The organism is Amycolatopsis heterodermiae (assembly GCF_034929455.1).
Taxonomy (GTDB): domain Bacteria; phylum Actinomycetota; class Actinomycetes; order Mycobacteriales; family Pseudonocardiaceae; genus Amycolatopsis; species Amycolatopsis heterodermiae.
The window spans coordinates 45,251-62,084 of the sequence record NZ_JAYFSI010000024.1 but is presented as its reverse complement, the minus strand read 5'-3'; the positions used below and the strand labels follow the sequence as shown (position 1 = coordinate 62,084).

The window sequence follows — 16,834 nt, the reverse complement described above, 5'->3', positions numbered from 1 at the left end:
ATCGTTCTGGGCAATGGCACTGCTGCTCTTCTGGAGGATTCGGTGGGTGAACCGCACGCGCTGGTGGCACAAGAGGGCCAGACGCTGATCGTCACGATGAACCGCCCGGAGGCGCGCAACGCGATCACCGGCGAGATGATGTCGATCATGGTCGAAGCCTGGGACCGGGTCGACTCGGACGACGGGATCCGCAGCTGCATCCTGACCGGCGCGGGCGGCGCGTTCTGCGCCGGGGCCGACCTGAAGTCGATGTCGCGGAACTCGCCTTCGGAGTCCTTTTCATCGGGTCGCTTTGATCCGTCACACATCCCGGGCCTGCTGAAAGGCCGTCGACTGACGAAGCCTCTGATCGCGGCGGTCGAGGGCCCGGCCATCGCGGGCGGCACGGAGATCCTGCAGGGAACGGACATCCGGGTGGCGGGTTCGTCAGCCCGTTTCGGCGTTTCCGAGGCCCGCTGGGGCTTGTTCCCGATGGGCGGCTCGGCGGTGCGCCTGCCGCGCCAGATCCCGTACACGGTCGCGGCGGACATCCTGCTGACCGGCCGTCACCTCACGGCCGCCGAGGCTCTGGCGATCGGCTTGATCGGTCACGTGGTCCCGGACGGTGAGGCACTTTCCCGCGCCCTCGAGCTGGCCTCGCTGGTGAACGCCAACGGCCCGCTCGCGGTGCGAGCGATCCTGCGCACGATCCGCGACACGGAGGGACTCCACGAGGAGGAGGCCTTCAAGCTGGATTCGCAGTACGGCATCGAGGTTTTCGCCTCGGAAGACGCAAAGGAAGGGCCGCGAGCGTTCTCGGAGAAGCGCAAGCCGGACTTCCGAGGCCACTGAGCGGGCATCACACGTGATCCGACGGGCATCGCCCGTGATTGAGCGGGCATCACGTGTGATCCGAGGGGCATCGCCCGTGATTGAGCGGGCATCACGTGTGATTGCCGCGACGACACGCGTGATTGGCGGGTCGACACGGCGCGATTTGGTCGTGTCGTCCCGTCAATCACGCGAGTTGGCGTTCCGATCACACGTGCCGACGCTGGGATCACAGGCGATTACCCGGGTCGGCTCGCCGGAACTCGTGTGAGTGAAGACGGATGTCGCGTGATGGGGGCCGGAACTCGCGAGTTCCGGCCCCCATCACGCGGGTTACGACACGTATTTGGCTCGTAGGTGGCGCTTGTACAGCTTGCCGTTCGGGTCGCGGGGTAGCTCTTCCAGGTAGTCGATCGACTTCGGGAGCTTGAACTTCGCCAGCCTCGTCGCCGCGTACGCCAGGAGTTCGGCGGTCAGCTCGGGCGAGGGGGTGACGTCGGGGGCGGGCTGGACCACCGCCTTGATTTCCTCGCCCCAGTCCTCGTGGGGGATGCCGAACACCGCGACGTCCGCGACCGACGGGTGCATCACCAGCTCGCCCTCGATCTCCGCCGGGTAGATGTTCACCCCGCCCGAGATGATCAGGTCCGCCTTGCGGTCGTGCAGGAACAGGTAGCCATCGGAGTCCAGGTGGCCCATGTCGCCCAGCGTGAACAGCGAACCCACGCGGGCGGCGGCCGTTTTCTCCGGGTCGTTGTGGTACGAGAACTCCGACGAGCCCATCTGCATGTACACCGTGCCCGTCTCGCCCGCCGGCAGCGAAAGACCAGCGTCGTCCAGGACCTTGATCGTCGAGCCCGGCCACGGGAGGCCCACCGAGCCCGGCTTGCGCAGCCAGTCCTCGCCGTTGATCACCGTGCCGCCCCCCTCGGTCGCCGCGTAGTACTCCGTGACCACCGGGCCCCACCACGCCAGCATCTGGCGCTTGACCTCCAGCGGGCACGGGGCCGCGCCGTGGATCATCACCCGCAGCGACGAGAGGTCGTATTGAGAGCGGACAGAGTCGGGAAGACCCAGCAGACGGCGGAACTGGGTCGGCACCATGTGGCTGTGCGTGACGTGGTGCGCCTCGATCAGGCGCAGCATGTCCTCGGCGTCCCAGCGGTCCATCAGCACCGCCGAATGCCCCAGCTGCAGCGAAATCGCCACGAAGTTCAGCACCGCCGTGTGGTACAGCGGCGAGCCGCACAGGTGGACGTGGTCGTCGTGCGGGCCGAGGCCGAACACGCCGAAGAACCACGTCGACGCCGCCGGCACCTCGTCCGGGTCGGTGCCGGTCAGCGGCCGCCGGACGCCCTTGGGCCGGCCGGTCGTGCCGGACGTGTACAGCATCGGCGAGCCCGCGGTACGCCGCGACGGACGTCCGTCGCCCTCCCCCGCACCCAGCTCCTCGATCCGGCGGAACCCCGGGACGTCGCCGACCGCGAAGCGCGCCGAAGCGGGCAACCCGGCTTCGTCGGCCGCGGCGACCGCGACGTCGGCGAAGCGCTCGTGCGCGAGGAACGCCTTCGCGCCGCTGTCGCCGATGATGTACGCGACCTCCGGCCCGATCAGGTGCCAGTTGACCACCACGACGTACAGCCCGGCCTGGATCGCGGCGAAATACGCCGCCACCAGCTCGTCGCCGTTGGGCTGGAGCAGCACCACGACGTCGCCGACGTCGAGGCCCAGCTCCTGCAGCCCCCGGGAGTACCGGTTGGCCTTGGCGGCCAGCTCGCCGTAGGACACGGACCGGCCGTCCGGGTCGACCAGAGCCGTCTTCTCCGGCTCTTCCGCGGCGATGTTCCACAGGCCCAGCGTCTTCGCGGCAGTCGTCGTCATACCGCAAATCTAGAACCTGTTCCACCTACAGGCAACCGTCCGGCAGTGAATCTTGCCGACGAATCGAGAACGTGTTTCACTCAACCCCGTGACCGAGACACCGCTGGCGGCACCCCTCAACATCGGCTTCGACTACACGCGCTCGACCGGGCCGGTGGTCGGGCGGTTCGTGAACGCCCTGCGTGAGCGCCGCATAGAAGGCAACCGCGGCAGCGACGGCCGGGTGCACGTCCCGCCGGTGGAGTACGACCCGGTGACGGCCGATCCGCTCGGCGAGTTCGTCCCGGTCGCCGAAGAGGGCACCGTCGTCTCCTGGTCGTGGTGCCCGCACCCGCTCGACGGCCAGCCGCTGAGCCGCCCGTTCGCCTGGGCGCTGGTCAAGCTCGACGGCGCCGACACCGCGATGCTGCACGCCGTGGACGCCGGCTCGCCCGAGAACATCCACAGTGGACAGCGCGTCCGCGTGCGCTGGGCCGACGAGACCGTCGGGCACATCCGCGACATCGCCTACTTCCTCCCCGCCGACGCCGAGGACACGACGCCGACCGAGCCCGCTCCCCCGGTCGCCGACCGCGAGGAAGGCGCCCCGGTCAGCGTCGTCATCACGCCGGTGCACCTGCGCTACCAGCACTCCGCGTCGCCCGAGGAGAGCCGGTACCTGCGCGGCCTGGCCGAAGGCAAGCTGATCGGGCAGCGCTGCCCCGCCTGCCAAAAGGTCTACATCCCGCCGCGCGGCTCCTGCCCGACCGACGGCGTGCCCACCACCGACGAGGTCGAGCTCCCCGACACCGGCATCGTGACGACGTTCTGCATCGTCAACGTCCCGTTCCTGGGCCAGCGGATCAAGCCGCCGTACGTCGCCGCCTACATCCTGCTCGACGGCGCCGACATCGCGTTCCTCCACCTCGTGCTCGGCTGCGACGCGAAGGACGTCCGGATGGGCCTGCGGGTGCGCGCCGCCTGGAAGCCGCGTGACGAGTGGTGGACGTCGCTGGAGAACATCGACCACTTCGAGCCGACCGGCGAGCCGGACGCGGCCTACGAAACCTTCGCCCACCACCTGTGAGGTCCTGATGCCAGACGTCGCGATCGCGGGCTTCGCGCACGCCCCGAACGTCCGGGAGACCCCGGGCACCACCAACGGCGTGGAGATGCTCGTCCCGATCTTCGCCGAGGTCTTCGCGCTGACCGGACTGTCCAAGCAGGACATCGGGTTCTGGTGCTCCGGCTCCTCGGACTACCTGGCCGGGCGCGCGTTCTCGTTCATCGCCGCGGTCGACGCGATCGGCGCGTTCCCGCCGATCCACGAGTCGCACGTCGAGATGGACGCCGCCTGGGCGCTCTACGAGGCCTGGCTCAAGATCCGGATGGGCGAGGTCGAGACGGCGCTCGTCTACGGCTTCGGCAAGTCCAGCGCCGGGCAGCTGCGCCGGGTGCTCGCGCTGCAGCTCGACCCGTACGTCGTCACGCCGCTGTGGCCGGACTCGATCTCGATCGCCGGGATCCAGGCGCGGATGGGCCTCGACGCCGGGCTGTGGTCCGAAAAGGACCTCGCCGAGGTCGCCGCCCGCAACCGCGACCTGGACGCCGCCGAGCTGCTGGACACCCCGTACGTCGCGGACCCGTTGCGCGCCCACGACATCGCGCCGATCACCGATGGGGCCGCCGTGATCATCCTGTCCACAGTGGAACGGGCGAGGGACATCGTCGAGCGCCCGGCGGTGATCGCCGGGATCGAGCACCGCGTCGACTCCCCCGTGCTCGGCGCCCGCGACCTGACGCGGAGCCCGTCCACCGAGATCGCGGCCAAGGCCCTCGACCTCGACGGCGTCGACCTCGCCGAGCTGCACGCGCCGTTCACGCACCAGGAGCTCATCCTGCGGTCGGCGCTGAAGCTGAGTGACGGCGTGAAGATCAACCCCTCGGGCGGCGCGCTGGCCGCGAACCCGATGTTCTCCGCCGGGCTCGCCCGCATCGGTGAGGCGGCGCGGCGGATCCACAGTGGAGAGTCCCGCAAGGCGGTGGCGCACGCGACGAGCGGCCCCGCCCTGCAGCAGAACCTCCTGGCCGTGCTGGAGGCACGATGACCAAGCAGCTCACGGCCGTGCTCGGCACCGGCCAGACGCACCACCGCGCCAAGCGCACCGACGTCTCGATGCCGGGCCTGCTGCGCGAGGCGATCGACCGCGCGATGATCGACGCCCAGGTCGGGTGGGCCGACATCGACGCCGTCGTGCTCGGCAAGGCGCCCGACCTGTTCGAGGGCGTCATGATGCCCGAGCTGTTCCTCGCCGACTCCCTCGGCGCGAACGGGAAACCGCTGCTGCGCGTGCACACCGCCGGTTCGGTCGGCGGGTCGACGGCGCTGGTCGCGGCGTCGCTCGTGCAGTCCGGGGTGCACCGCCGGGTGCTCACGGTCGCGTTCGAGAAGCAGTCCGAGTCGAACGCGATGTGGGGCCTGTCGATCCTGCCGCCGTTCCAGATGCCGGTCGGCGCCGGCGCGGGCGGGTACTTCGCGCCGCACGTCCGGTCCTACATCCGCCGCTCCGGCGCGCCCGAGCACATCGGCGCGATCGTCGCGGCGAAGGACCGCCGCAACGGCTCGCTCAACCCGTACGCGCACCTGCGCCAGGCCGACATCACCGTCGAGTCGGTGCAGGCGTCGCAGATGCTGTGGGACCCGATCCGCTACGACGAGACGTGCCCGTCGTCGGACGGCGCGTGCGCGATGGTGCTCGGCGACGAGGCCGCCGGGGACGCCGTCGAGGGCGGCGCGGCCTGGATCCACGCGACGGCGATGCGCACCGAGCCGACGACGTTCGCCGGCCGTGACCAGGTCAACCCGCAGGCCGGGCGCGACGCCGCGGCCGCGCTCTGGGCCGAGGCCGGGATCAAGGACCCGATGTCCGAAGTGGACGTCGCCGAGATCTACGTGCCGTTCTCGTGGTTCGAGCCGATGTGGCTGGAGAACCTCGGGTTCGCCGCCGAAGGCGAGGGCTGGAAGGTCACCGAAGCCGGCGAGACGGCGATCGGCGGGCGGCTGCCGGTGAACCCGTCGGGCGGGGTGCTCTCGTCCAACCCGATCGGCGCGTCCGGCATGCTCCGCTTCTCCGAAGCCGCGAAGCAGGTCATGGGCCGGGCCGGGGACTACCAGGTCGAGGGCGCGCGCGTCGCGCTCGGGCACGCCTACGGCGGTGGGTCGCAGTACTTCTCGATGTGGGTGGTCGGCGCCGACAAGCCGCGTTGATACGCTCGACCCACCATGCCGAGACTCGCCGACCACGAGCAACGCCGCCGCCAGATCGCCGAGGCCGTCTGGCGGATCGCCAGCGCGCGCGGGCTGGAGGACGTGTCGCTGCGCAAGGTCGCGGCCGAGGCCGGCGTCTCGCTGCGGCTGGTCCAGTACTACTTCGGCACGCGCAACGACCTGCTGCTGGGTGCGCTCGAGATCCTCAACAAGGTCGCCGAGGAGCACACCCGCGCCGAGGTCGGGCCGGAGGCGGACGCGACGCCGCGCCAGGTCCTGCGCACGATGCTGGTCGGGATGCTCCCGCTGGACGACGAGCGCCGCACGCGCTACCTCGTGCACCTGGCCTACTTCGTCCGGTCGCTGACCGACCCCGATCTCGCGGCGGCGTTCAGCGCCGCGCCGCCGGAGCTCGAACGGCTGACCGCGGACCTGCTGGCCTGGGGGCAGGAACGCGGCGAGGTGGCCCCGGACCTCGACCTGCTGCCCGAGGCCGAACTGCTCCTCTCGAGCGTCGACGGCCTGCAGACCAGCCTCATCCTGGGCCAGCGCACCCCCGAGGCCGTGCTCGCCCTGATCGACCACCAGCTGGATCGCCTGTTCAGCCTCGCGAACGTCGCCACCTGAGCGCCAGCAGCGTCCCGAGCACCCCGGTCACGACGCCGATCGTGGCCGGCACCGCGACCGGCGGGTCCACCACGATCACCGGCTTCAGCTCCACCGGCGCCGGCGGCTGCACCGGCCTCGGCGGCGCGTCCGAACCGGTGGCCGTCCACGCCGTGACGTAGACGAGCATCCGGGCGACCAGCGAGATGAAGAAGATCAGGCCGATCACCGAGCCGAACGCGATGCCGGTCAGCGAGTTGCTGATCAGCCGGAGGTAGACCCCGCCGGCCAGCTTGAGCGCCTCGAACCCGATCGCCAGCGCGACGGCGCCGCGCACCGCGCTGCGGACGCCGACCGGCTCGCGCGGCAGCCGGGTCAGCACCCAGAGGAACACCAGCCAGTCCGCCGCCAGCGACAGCGGCACCGAGGACGCGGAGACGAGCTGGTGCCCCCAGCTCGTGTCGTCGAGCCCGGCCAGCCGCAGCAGGTAGCTGCCGAGCGCGGTGCCCGAGAGCGTCAGGGTGAACGACACCAGCAGCGCCGCCGTCAGGCCGAGCAGCGCGAGCAGGTCGACGGCGATCAGCCGCAGCAGCGGCTGGTCCGAGCGGTTCTGGCCCCAGAGCGCGGTCAGCGAGTCCCGCAGCGCGTTCATCCAGTTCCAGCCCGAGTAGAGGCCGATCGCCAGGCCGAAGACGCCGACGCTGGTCCGCTGGTCGACGAAGCCGGTGAGCAGGTCGGTGGCCTTGTCCCCCAGCCCGCCGGGCAGCGTGCTGACGACCGCCTCGACCATCGTCTGGCGCAGGCCCGGCTGGCTGGCCAGCACGAACCCGGCCGCCGACGACACCACCATCAGCAGCGGCACCAGCGACAGCAGGCTGAAGTAGGTGATCGACGCGACGTAGTGGTAGCCGCCGCGGTCGATGTAGCGGTTGGTCGCGCGGGCGATGTGGTCCAGCCACCGGTACCGGGCACGGGCCCGCGCCCAGGGGCTCGGGGCCTTGGGGGAACTCTTCACGGACACTGTCTACCCAGCCGAGGGCCTCTTCGCGCACCCAACACGCACTCCGGCCGGCCGATCACCCGCTCGCCGGGCCTCAGCTGAGCACGACCAGCTCGGACCAGTCGTCCTGGGGCAGCTCGGTGTCGGTCGTCGCGAACACCGAGCTGCCCAGGAAGTCCAGCTTGGCGCCGAGGGTGGCCAGGAACGACGTGTCCGCGGCGTCGCGGCCGGTGGAGATCCGGAGCATGCTCTGGCGCGGCGCGAGGTGCGTGGCGTCGAAGACGTACCAGTGGCCGTCGACCGCGGCCTCGAACACGGCGTGGAAGTCCATCGGCGACAGCCCGGGCGCGTAGACGCCGACGTAGCGGGCCGGGATGTCGAAGAACCGGCAGAGCGTGACGCACACGTGCGCGAAGTCGCGGCAGACGCCTTCGCCGGCCAGGAGGGTGTCGATCGCGTCGTCGGTGGGGCGGGTGGCGCCGACGGTGTAGAGGAGGCGGCCGTTGACGTGCCGGACGATGGCGTCCACAGTGGACCGGACGTCGGGCAGGCCGTAGAGCTCCGGCGCCACCAGGCCGCCGATCCGGTCGGACGGGCAGTACCGGCTCGGCCGGGTGAACACGGCGACGTCGGAGAGCGTGACCGGCTCGGGTTCGGCGTCGGTCAGGTCGCGCTCGGCGTGGTAGGTGACGCGGTGTTCGCCCTCGGGCAGGTCGAAGACGTCGGCGCGGGTGCCGTGCTCGAACAGGACGGCTTCGCTGCCGCCTTGCCACGAGACGTCCAGGTCCTCGGTGTCGGCGTTGGCCGCGGCGACCGAGATCGCCGCGCGGCCGGGATCGGTGACGCGGATGGTGAACTCGACGTCGACGGTCGCTCGCTGGGCCATCGCGTCATCATGGCAGCCGGCCGCTCTGGGACCATCACGTCATGGTGAACATCGTGGTCTTCCACTCGGTGCTGGGGCTCCGGCCGGTCGAGCTCGGCGCGGCCGGACGGCTGCGGGCGGCCGGGCACGACGTCGTCACGCCGGACCTCTACGCCGGTTCGACCGCGCCGACGCTCGAGGAGGGCTTCGCGCTGATGGACCACGTCGGCTGGACGACCATCAGCGCCCGCGCGTCCGAGGCGGTGCGCAGCGTGCCGCCGTCCTCGGTGCTGATGGGGGTGTCGATGGGGTGCGGCGTGGTGCAGAGCGTCCTCCCGGAGCGTCCCGACGCGGCGGGAGTCGTGCTGCTGCACGCGCTGGGGGCCATTCCGTCGTCGGCGCGTCCCGGCTTACCGGTGCAGGTGCACGTCGCCGACCCGGACCCGATCGCCCCACCGGCCGAGGTCGCCGCCTGGCGCGTGGTCAACCCCGCGGCCGAGGTGTTCACCTACCCCGGCGCCGGCCACTTCTACACCGACGCCGAGGGTCCCGACCACAACGAGACCGCGTCCGCCCGCACTTGGCAGCGGGTACTCGACTTCCTCCGGACGCTGCCTCAGGCGTAATAAGGTTCCGCGGTGGCGATCTACTTCCTGCTCGACATCGACTTCGGGACCAACGTGGCCGAGGCCGAAGCCGCGCGCCGACTGATCCGGGCCTGCCCGCCGCTGCGCGCCGGCGCGCGGCAGGCGAGCCTGCATGACAGCCTGGTCGGCGAGGGATCGCGCGTCACCGTCGTGCCACGAGGAGTCGGCTACGCGCTGCCGGTGGAACTGGCCGAGCGCACCCGGCGCCTGGACCTCACGGCCGAGGAGCTGAGCGCGCTCGGGTGGAGCCTCTACGACCTGCTCCGGCAGTGCACCGGTTACCGGCTCGCGGCGGTCGGCTGGGAGCTCGGCGAAATCTGGTTCGAGAACGGCGAACTGAGCCCCGAATACGCGGACGACCTCGCGGCGGGCGGCCTCCCCGGGCTGGTGGTGTCCGACGACGTCCACCGGGCGCTGCCCCGGTCGACGGGGTTCGAACCGTTCGAGCCCGGCTACCAGTGGATGCCTTACCGCGGCGAGACTTCCACGTAGCAGCCGGTGCTCCCGGCTCAGGCGTAGCGGACGGGGTAGTGCTTGATGCCGTTGAGCCAGCTGGACCGCAGGCGCACCGGGGGTTCCGCTTCGGCGATGTTCGGCATCACGTCGGCGATCGCGTTGAAGATCAGGTCGATCTCCAGGCGGGCGAGGTTGGCGCCGATGCAGTAGTGCGAACCGGTGCCGCCGAACCCGACGTGCGGGTTGTCCTCGCGCAGGATGTCGAACTTCTCCGCGTCGTCGAACACCTCGGGGTCGAAGTTCGCGGAGCTGTAGAACATCCCGACGCGGTCGCCCCGCTTGATCTGCGCGCCGCCCAGCTCGGTGTCGCGGGTGGCGGTGCGCTGGAAGGCGACCACCGGGGTGGCCCAGCGGACGATCTCGTCGGGCGCGGTCTTCGGGCGCTGCTCCTTGAACAGGTCCCACTGGGCCGGGTGATCCAGGAACGCCTTCATGCCGTGGGTGATCGCGTTGCGCGTGGTCTCGTTGCCGGCCACCGCGAGCAGGATGACGAAGAAGCCGAACTCGTCGGAGCCCAGTGCCTCGCCGTCGACGTCGGCCTGGATCAGCTTCGTGACGATGTCGTCCATCGGGCACTTCCGGCGGTCCTCGGCCATGTTCCAGGCGTAGCCGATGAGCTGGGCCGACGCCTCGAGGGGCTCGAGCTGGTACTCGGGATCGTCGTAGGCGACCATCTGGTTGGACCAGTCGAAGATCTTGAGCCGGTCCTCCTGCGGGACGCCGATCAGCTCGGCGATCGCCTGCAACGGCAGCTCGCAGGCGACGTCGGTGACGAAGTCGCCCGTGCCCTTCTTCTTGGCCTCGTAGACGATCTTCGCGGCGCGGTCCCGCAGCGTGTCCTCGAGCTTGGCGATCGACCGCGGGGTGAAGCCCTTCGACACGATGCGCCGCAGCTTGGTGTGCTGCGGGGCGTCCATGTTGAGCAGGACCAGGCGGTTCGCGTTGAGGCGATCCTCGGTCATGCTCTCGTCGAAGCGGATGATCGCGGTCTTCTCGCTCGAGGAGTAGAGCGTGCTGTCGCGGGAGACTTCCTTGACGTCGGCGTGCCGCGAGACGACCCAATAGCCGTCGTCGCCGAAGCCGGCGGTGTTGGTCTTCTGGGGGTTCCACCACACGGGAGCGGTCCGCCGGAGCTCGGCGAACTCGGCCAAGGGAAGCCGATGGGCATAGAGGTCCGGGTCCGTGAAGTCGAAACCTGCTGGGATGAGCGGAGCGGCCACGTTGCCTCCCACGGTTCGGCTTGAAACACGTTCTAACCGGATTGAAGCATACGGTGTTAACTAACGGAAGGGCGTTCAGTGAAACCCGTTAACTTTACCGATGAGGCCAGGTGAACGAGCGCTCACTCGGTCAAGATCGAGATCACGCCAGCGCTGCACCGCCTTGCATCGAACGATAACTTGTTCTAGTTTTTGGGTTACTGAACAGTCTTTCCGACGAAGGGGACCAGATGGGCGTGCCGGTTGTCGTCGAAGCCGTGCGGACCCCGATCGGCAAGCGGGGCGGGCTGCTGGCCGGCCTGCACGCGGCCGAGCTGCTGGGGGCCGCGCAGCTGGCCCTGCTCGACCGCGCCGGGATCGACCCGGCGCTGGTCGAGCAGCTGATCGGCGGCTGCGTCACGCAGGCCGGCGAGCAGTCGAACAACGTCACGCGCACCGCGTGGCTGCACGCGGGCCTGCCGGAGACGGCGGGCGCGACCACGATCGACGCCCAGTGCGGCTCGGCGCAGCAGGCCACGCACCTGATCGCCGGCCTGATCGCGGCGGACGCCATCGACGTCGGCGTCGCCTGCGGGGTCGAGGCGATGAGCCGCGTCCCCCTGGGCACCAATCGAGCGGACGGCTCACCGCGGCCCGCGTCGTGGTCGATCGACCTCCCGAACCAGTACGGCGCGGCCGAGCGCATCGCCGTGCGCCGAGGCTTGACGCGTCTCGACGTCGACGCTTTCGGCGCCGCGTCCCAGCAGAAGGCGGCGGCCGCGTGGGAGGCCGGGCACTTCGACCGCGAGGTGGCGCCGGTGAAGGCCCCGGTGCTCGACGCGTCGGGCGCCCCGACCGGCGAAACCCGGCTGGTCGGCCGCGACCAGGGCCTGCGCGAGACGACAGCCGAAGGCCTCGCCCGCCTGAAGCCGGTGGTCGAGGACGGCATCCACACGGCAGGAACGTCCTCCCAGATCTCCGACGGCGCGGCAGCCCTGCTGCTGATGGACTCGTCGCGGGCTTCCGCCCTGGGACTACGTCCCCGAGCCCGGATCATCGCGCAGGCATTGGTCGGAGCGGAGCCGTACTACCACCTGGACGGCCCGATCCGCGCAACCGAGCGAGTGCTGTCGAGGGCAGGCATGACGATCGCCGACCCGGACCTGTTCGAGGTCAACGAAGCGTTCGCCTCGGTGGCCCTGTCTTGGCAGCGGACGCTTTCGCCGGACGAATCGCGAGTCAACGTCAACGGCGGCGCGATCGCACTGGGTCACCCGGTGGGCAGCACGGGAGCCCGCTTGCTGACAACGGCGCTGCACGAGCTGGAGCGCCGGGACGCGTCGACGGCTTTGGTGACGATGTGCGCCGGCGGGGCTTTGTCTACCGCGACAATCATCGAACGCCTCTGACGCATCGGGTCCGGTTGGACGCAGAGCCGATCAGTTCCGCCCAGGCCGACTCCACCTCGCCGGCCGGTCGATGCCGCGCAGGTGGATTAAGCCCCGCCAGGCCGTTCAGCGCATGCGGATTCCACCCCGCAGGCCCGCGTTTGGTGCACGCGGGTTGTGCGTGGCCGGGTCAGAGCCGGCAACGTTCCTCTCCGCGTGGCCGACAGATGCGGAGCGGGCAATTCGGCACCGAGCGCGCAGCTGTGTGATCGTCGGCTTGAACCCTGGGTCGTCTGGCTACTCCACCACCTCCGCGGGGCCGTTGCCCGGCCTGGCGAACTTCACCGTTCCCTTCCCCTCCCGCCAGCTTTCCGCGAAGAGCGTGTCGTCGGCTACCCAGGTCAGCACGACCTCCCTGAGGCCCAGGCGGAACAGGTGGCAGGGCTCGTCATTCCCCTGCAGCGCCGCGATTTCCGCCTTGTCCGTCAGCTCCGCCACCACTCCCGCCAGTTTTGCGTCGCCACCCTCTTCTATGCCTGGGTAGGCGTGGATGGCGAAGCGGTTGTCGCGCTGGAGGTCTTGGGCTTTCCGGGCGTCGAGCATCGAGCCGATGTAGGCCTCCTCGCCGTGGAAGTCCACCTCGGACCCGCTCACCCGCGGCGAACCGTCGCGCCGGAGGGTGGCCAGCACGTGGGACTTCTCAGCTGTGAACCGGGCGTGCACCCGTGAGGCCAGCGAAGGTGACTGCTCGCGGAACTCCTGCCAACTCGTCATGCCGGGAGCATCCCACCCACCACCGACAGTTTTGGAAGGCACAGTCAGGCGGGCAGGTGCGCGTCCACCTCGATCTCGATCTTCATGCGTGGGTCGGCCAAGCCGCACTCCAGCATCGTCGCGGCTGGGCGGACGTCCGCGAAGGCCTTGCGCAGCACCGGCCAGCACGGCTCGAAGTCCGCCCTCGACGGCAGCAGGTACCGCACCCGGACGACGTCGGCGAGGGTGCAGCCCGCCTCGGTCAGCGCCGCCTCGATGTTGCGGAGGCACTGCGCCGCCTGCTCGACGACGTCGTCGGAGATCGTCATCGTCGAGTAGTCGAAGCCGGTGGTGCCGGAGACGTACACGCGCCCGCCGTCGACCACCGCGCGGGCGTAGCCGATCTGCTCCTCGAAGGTGGAGCCGCTGAGAATGGTTCGTCGCGCCATGCCCGCACGCTAGCGGCCCGGCGCCGACGAGCACCCACGAACATCGGTTCACGATCCGAACATCCGTGAAAATTCAACCGCGAGATCACCCTGTGATGTAGGTCACACGGCAAACCCAAACCTACGGTTCCGTAGCTTTGCCGACCGAAATTTTCGCTTTGCGCTTGCGGAACGCAAGAAGCAAAACAGCGCACGGTCACGTTCCGCAACAAACGTGAGCCGAGCCGGGGAACCACCCCCGGACCACGGCTCACGTCTTTGCCGCAGCAAGCCGGACTCGACGAAGAGAACAGACCCTGCGCAGCACTTACGCTACCAACAGTCGGAGCCGAATGGTTCAGAATCAGGAATTTCGAGCCATTTGTTTGGCGAGACGGCATTCACTCGTTCGACTTTCGACGGGGCCGTCCCTATTGTCATCGGCTGTCACCCAGGGTAAACATTCGCCCGCGAGCGAGGGGACGTCAAGAGAGGTCAGCCTTACTTGACCACGGATGGGTTCACCTGCACGTAACGCCGTGTTACTTCTAGGCCGCCTGATGACCACCCTCTAAAGTCTGGTTAACCCCAACCGGTGACGGGCGCCCTGACCACGCGAGCTCCCCCGCCACCCCTGCACGGACTCGGCGAAGAAACAACCAGCAAAGAGGTACAACACCTATGGTACAGACCAGTCGTGATCATTTGTCCGTGATCACCTTTTCGCTCGTCGCGATCTTTTATCTGATGTTGATCGCGTATCTCGCGCGGCTGTTGCTGGCCCGCCCGACCCGGCACCCCGTCGTTTTCCTGGCGGCGGTGACGTCACTCGTCGCGACGCTTCCGGTGATCCTGTCCGCACTTTCGACGGCGGTGGCCTGACGATGCCCAGCACGCACAGCGGTGACGCCCAGTGGGACGTGATCCAGCAGCTTCCCGTGCAGGACTACAAGGCCCTGCGGGGTGCGGGACGGATGATCGAGTGCAGGTCCGGCACGAAGATCTGCAACCAGGGTGACCTGGCCGCGCCGGTGTACTTCCTCCGCTCCGGCATCGTGAAGGTCGGGCGCACGGCGCTGCCGGGGAGCCACGAGATGATCGTCGACGTGAGCGGCGCCGGCGACATCCTGGGCGCGGAAGCCTGCCTGCGGAACAAGCAGAGCCACGTGTCCCTCACGGTGACGAAGGCGGCCACCGCGCTCGAGGTTCCGCGGGTCGCGTTCCTCCGGTTCCTGGAGCGCCACCCCAAGGCGGCCCTGCTCCTGATGGCGGCGATCGCCGAACGCAGCCGCGTCCGCGACGCCACGCTCGCCTTCGCCGCGCACAAGGTCCACGACCGCCTCCTGGCCTTCCTCTACCGGCAGGCGCAGCGCCACGGCACCGAGGAGGACGCCTGCACGGTCACGATCGACATCGGGTTCAGGCTGGTGGACGTCGCGGCCGCGATCGGCGGCTCCGTCGCGTCCGTCAGTACGGAGTTGGAGAGGTTCAAGGACGGCCGCATCGAGAGGGGGTACCGGTCGCTGAAGGTGCACAAGCAGGTTTTCCGCGATCACCGCAAGCTGCTGAAGGCGGAACCGTACTTCGTCGACGACGCCGGCGAAGGGCAGCTGAGATGAACGCGCGCGACGGGCTACGCCACGATGTCCACCTCGATGCGGCATGCCACCCTCCGGCCGATGGAGTAACGCAGGGTACGTCGCGGGCCGTCCGTGAGCCGTTACAAGATCGCCGAGCCCGGACCGGGTAGCGGCACACCGTGGATCCGGAGCCGGTCGAGCGCCTCAGGCGCCGTAGACCGGCTCCGGGTCCACGGACTCCGCCAGCAGCTCCGCCACCACCGGGCCCAGCTCGGCCGGCGCCCACCGGGCCCCCTTGTCGCGCTGGGGGCCGTGGCGCCAGCCGTCCGCCAGGCCGACCCGGCCGCCGTCCACCTCGAAGACCCGGCCGGTCACCGAGGACGACGCCTCGCTGCCCAGCCAGACCACCAGCGGGGACACGTTTTCCGGGGCCATCGCGTCGAAGCCGTCGTCCGGGGCGGCCATGTCGAACGTCTTCTCCGTCATCCGGGTGCGCGCGGCCGGGGCGATCGCGTTGACCGTGACGCCGTAGCGGCCGAACTCCGCGGCCGCGACCGTGGTCAGGCCGAGGATGCCCGCCTTCGCCGCCGAGTAGTTGCCCTGGCCGACGCTGCCCAGCAGGCCCGCGCCGGAGCTCGTGTTGACCACCCGCGCGGCCCGCGTACGGCCCGCCTTCGCCTCGCCACGCCAGTACTCCGCCGCGTGCCGCAGGGGCGCGAAGTGGCCTTTGAGGTGGACGCGCACGACCGCGTCCCACTCGTCCTCGGCCAGGTTGACCAGCATCCGGTCGCGCAGGAAACCCGCGTTGTTGACCAGGACGTCGAGGCCGCCGAAGGCGTCCAGAGCCGCACGGACCAGCGAAGCCGCGCCGTCCCAGGACGCGACGTCGTCGGTGTTCGCCACGGCTTCCCCGCCCGCCGCGCGGATCTCGTCGACGACTTGCTGCGCCGGACCCGCTTCGCCGCCGCGGCCGTCCAGGGCCGCGCCGAGGTCGTTGACGACCACCCGCGCGCCCTCCGCGGCGAACGCCAGCGCGTGCGCCCGGCCGATCCCGCGCCCGGCGCCGGTGACGACCACGACGCGCCCTTCGACCAAGCCGTTCATGACTTCTCCTCCATCGCGTCGAGATAGGCCGGACGCTCGCCGCCGCCGTGCACCACGAGCCGCGCGCCGCTGACGTAGGACGCCAGCGGTGAGGCCAGGAACACCGCGCACGCCCCGACTTCCGCCGGTTCGGCGAGCCGGCCGAGCGGCACGGTCGCGCCGAGCGCCGCGGGGTCGCCGTACCCGTTGCCGGTGCGCACCATGCCGACGTCGAGCGCGTTGACCCGCACCTTCGGCGCCCATTCGACGGCGAGCGTGGTGGTCAGGTTGTCGAGCCCCGCCTTCGCCGCGCCGTAGGACGCGGTCCCCGGCGACGGCCGCAGCGCGCTCACGCTGCTGATGTTGACGATCGAGCCGCCGCTGTCCTGCTGCTGCATGACCGCGTTCGCGGCGCGCGCGACGATCAGCGGCGCCAGCAGGTTCAGCCCGACGACCTTCTCGTGGAAGCGCGGTGACGCCGCCGACGTGTCCGCGAAGGGCGCACCACCCGCGTTGTTCACCAGGACGTCCAGTCGGCCGAAGCGCGCGGAGATCGCCTCGACCAGCGCGTCGACGGCGTCGGGATCCCGGACGTCACAAGGGAAGAACGCCTCCCCCGGCGACGACTCCGGCGTCCGGCGCGCGCAGGTCACGACCCGCGCGCCCGCCTGCTCGAAGGCCTGCGAGATCCCCAGGCCCACGCCGCGGACGCCACCGGTCACCAGGACGACCGTGCCTTCCAGGCCGAGTTCGAGTGTCACCGGCGACCTCCCGCTTTCGTCGTGCCGATGCTAACGTACCAAGCAAGTGCTAGGTTGTTAACCGCGAGAG

18 protein-coding genes are annotated in these 16,834 nt (G+C 70.0%); 10 read left to right on the top strand and 8 right to left on the bottom strand.

The genetic code is table 11. The features are described 5' to 3' along the window. Positions 1–42 precede the first annotated feature (42 nt). On the top strand, positions 43–831 hold the full coding sequence (locus VA596_RS49120) for a crotonase/enoyl-CoA hydratase family protein (protein ID WP_323337696.1): 789 nt from the start codon (positions 43–45) through the stop codon (positions 829–831). Between the two features lie 312 nt (positions 832–1,143). Here VA596_RS49120 and VA596_RS49115 read toward each other — a convergent pair whose 3' ends face one another. Beyond that, positions 1,144–2,691, bottom strand: coding sequence for an acyl-CoA synthetase (locus tag VA596_RS49115; protein WP_323337669.1), 1,548 nt, complete (start codon positions 2,689–2,691; stop codon positions 1,144–1,146). 88 nt (positions 2,692–2,779) lie between these two features. Here VA596_RS49115 and VA596_RS49110 point away from each other — a divergent pair, with 88 nt between their 5' ends. Genes VA596_RS49110 through VA596_RS49095 form a run of 4 tightly spaced genes read left to right on the top strand, consistent with a single transcriptional unit; the run spans position 2,780 to position 6,565 of the window. Continuing rightward, entirely contained in the window at positions 2,780–3,757 is a 978-nt protein-coding gene (locus VA596_RS49110; protein WP_323337667.1) for a Zn-ribbon domain-containing OB-fold protein, read from the top strand. A 7-nt stretch (positions 3,758–3,764) separates the two neighbouring features. Further along, positions 3,765–4,778: a thiolase domain-containing protein gene (locus tag VA596_RS49105; protein ID WP_323337665.1), complete on the top strand. Its 1,014-nt coding sequence runs from the start codon at positions 3,765–3,767 to the stop codon at positions 4,776–4,778. After that, positions 4,775–5,938 (top strand): thiolase domain-containing protein, encoded by a 1,164-nt coding sequence (locus VA596_RS49100; RefSeq protein ID WP_323337663.1) that lies wholly within the window; start codon positions 4,775–4,777, stop codon positions 5,936–5,938. The genes VA596_RS49105 and VA596_RS49100 overlap by 4 nt, the downstream gene beginning before the upstream one ends. Positions 5,939–5,953: 15 nt before the next feature. Next, positions 5,954–6,565: a TetR/AcrR family transcriptional regulator gene (locus VA596_RS49095; RefSeq protein WP_323337662.1), complete on the top strand. Its 612-nt coding sequence runs from the start codon at positions 5,954–5,956 to the stop codon at positions 6,563–6,565. Here VA596_RS49095 and VA596_RS49090 read toward each other — a convergent pair. Next, positions 6,540–7,559 carry a YhjD/YihY/BrkB family envelope integrity protein gene (locus VA596_RS49090; RefSeq protein ID WP_323337660.1) on the bottom strand — a complete coding sequence of 340 codons (1,020 nt, stop codon included), beginning with the start codon at positions 7,557–7,559 and terminating at the stop codon, positions 6,540–6,542. The two genes, VA596_RS49095 and VA596_RS49090, sit on opposite strands and share 26 nt — an antisense overlap. Positions 7,560–7,638: 79 nt before the next feature. Beyond that, positions 7,639–8,430 (bottom strand): transglutaminase-like domain-containing protein, encoded by a 792-nt coding sequence (locus VA596_RS49085; RefSeq protein ID WP_323337658.1) that lies wholly within the window; start codon positions 8,428–8,430, stop codon positions 7,639–7,641. Positions 8,431–8,471: 41 nt separating this feature from the next. Here VA596_RS49085 and VA596_RS49080 point away from each other — a divergent pair, with 41 nt between their 5' ends. Then, positions 8,472–9,035, top strand: a complete 564-nt coding sequence (locus tag VA596_RS49080) for a dienelactone hydrolase family protein (RefSeq protein ID WP_323337657.1) — start codon at positions 8,472–8,474, stop codon at positions 9,033–9,035. A 12-nt stretch (positions 9,036–9,047) separates the two neighbouring features. Then, positions 9,048–9,548, top strand: coding sequence for a hypothetical protein (locus VA596_RS49075; RefSeq protein WP_323337655.1), 501 nt, complete (start codon positions 9,048–9,050; stop codon positions 9,546–9,548). Between the two features lie 17 nt (positions 9,549–9,565). Here VA596_RS49075 and VA596_RS49070 read toward each other — a convergent pair whose 3' ends face one another. Then, on the bottom strand, positions 9,566–10,792 hold the full coding sequence (locus VA596_RS49070; RefSeq protein ID WP_323337653.1) for a cytochrome P450: 1,227 nt from the start codon (positions 10,790–10,792) through the stop codon (positions 9,566–9,568). Between the two features lie 230 nt (positions 10,793–11,022). On the opposite strand from VA596_RS49070, the gene VA596_RS49065 reads away from it, so the two are divergent. Beyond that, the gene (locus tag VA596_RS49065) at positions 11,023–12,180 is read left to right on the top strand and encodes a steroid 3-ketoacyl-CoA thiolase (protein ID WP_323337651.1); all 1,158 of its coding nucleotides are present in this window, start codon (positions 11,023–11,025) and stop codon (positions 12,178–12,180) included. Between the two features lie 276 nt (positions 12,181–12,456). On the opposite strand, the gene VA596_RS49060 is transcribed toward VA596_RS49065, so the two are convergent. Next, positions 12,457–12,933 carry a pyridoxamine 5'-phosphate oxidase family protein gene (locus VA596_RS49060; RefSeq protein WP_323337649.1) on the bottom strand — a complete coding sequence of 159 codons (477 nt, stop codon included), beginning with the start codon at positions 12,931–12,933 and terminating at the stop codon, positions 12,457–12,459. A gap of 44 nt (positions 12,934–12,977) precedes the next feature. Next, positions 12,978–13,361 carry a RidA family protein gene (locus VA596_RS49055; RefSeq protein ID WP_323337647.1) on the bottom strand — a complete coding sequence of 128 codons (384 nt, stop codon included), beginning with the start codon at positions 13,359–13,361 and terminating at the stop codon, positions 12,978–12,980. 690 nt (positions 13,362–14,051) lie between these two features. Between VA596_RS49055 and VA596_RS49050 the strand changes: the two genes are divergently transcribed. Both VA596_RS49050 and VA596_RS49045 read left to right on the top strand, forming a co-directional pair. Further along, positions 14,052–14,222, top strand: a complete 171-nt coding sequence (locus VA596_RS49050; protein WP_323337645.1) for a hypothetical protein — start codon at positions 14,052–14,054, stop codon at positions 14,220–14,222. A 2-nt stretch (positions 14,223–14,224) separates the two neighbouring features. Then, positions 14,225–14,959: a Crp/Fnr family transcriptional regulator gene (locus VA596_RS49045; RefSeq protein WP_323337643.1), complete on the top strand. Its 735-nt coding sequence runs from the start codon at positions 14,225–14,227 to the stop codon at positions 14,957–14,959. Positions 14,960–15,124: 165 nt separating this feature from the next. Here VA596_RS49045 and VA596_RS49040 read toward each other — a convergent pair whose 3' ends face one another. Together VA596_RS49040 and VA596_RS49035 are read right to left on the bottom strand one after the other, a co-directional pair. After that, positions 15,125–16,024, bottom strand: a complete 900-nt coding sequence (locus VA596_RS49040) for an SDR family oxidoreductase (RefSeq protein WP_323337641.1) — start codon at positions 16,022–16,024, stop codon at positions 15,125–15,127. Next, positions 16,021–16,764 carry an SDR family oxidoreductase gene (locus VA596_RS49035; RefSeq protein WP_323337640.1) on the bottom strand — a complete coding sequence of 248 codons (744 nt, stop codon included), beginning with the start codon at positions 16,762–16,764 and terminating at the stop codon, positions 16,021–16,023. The genes VA596_RS49040 and VA596_RS49035 overlap by 4 nt, the downstream gene beginning before the upstream one ends. Between the last annotated feature and the right edge of the window lie 70 nt (positions 16,765–16,834).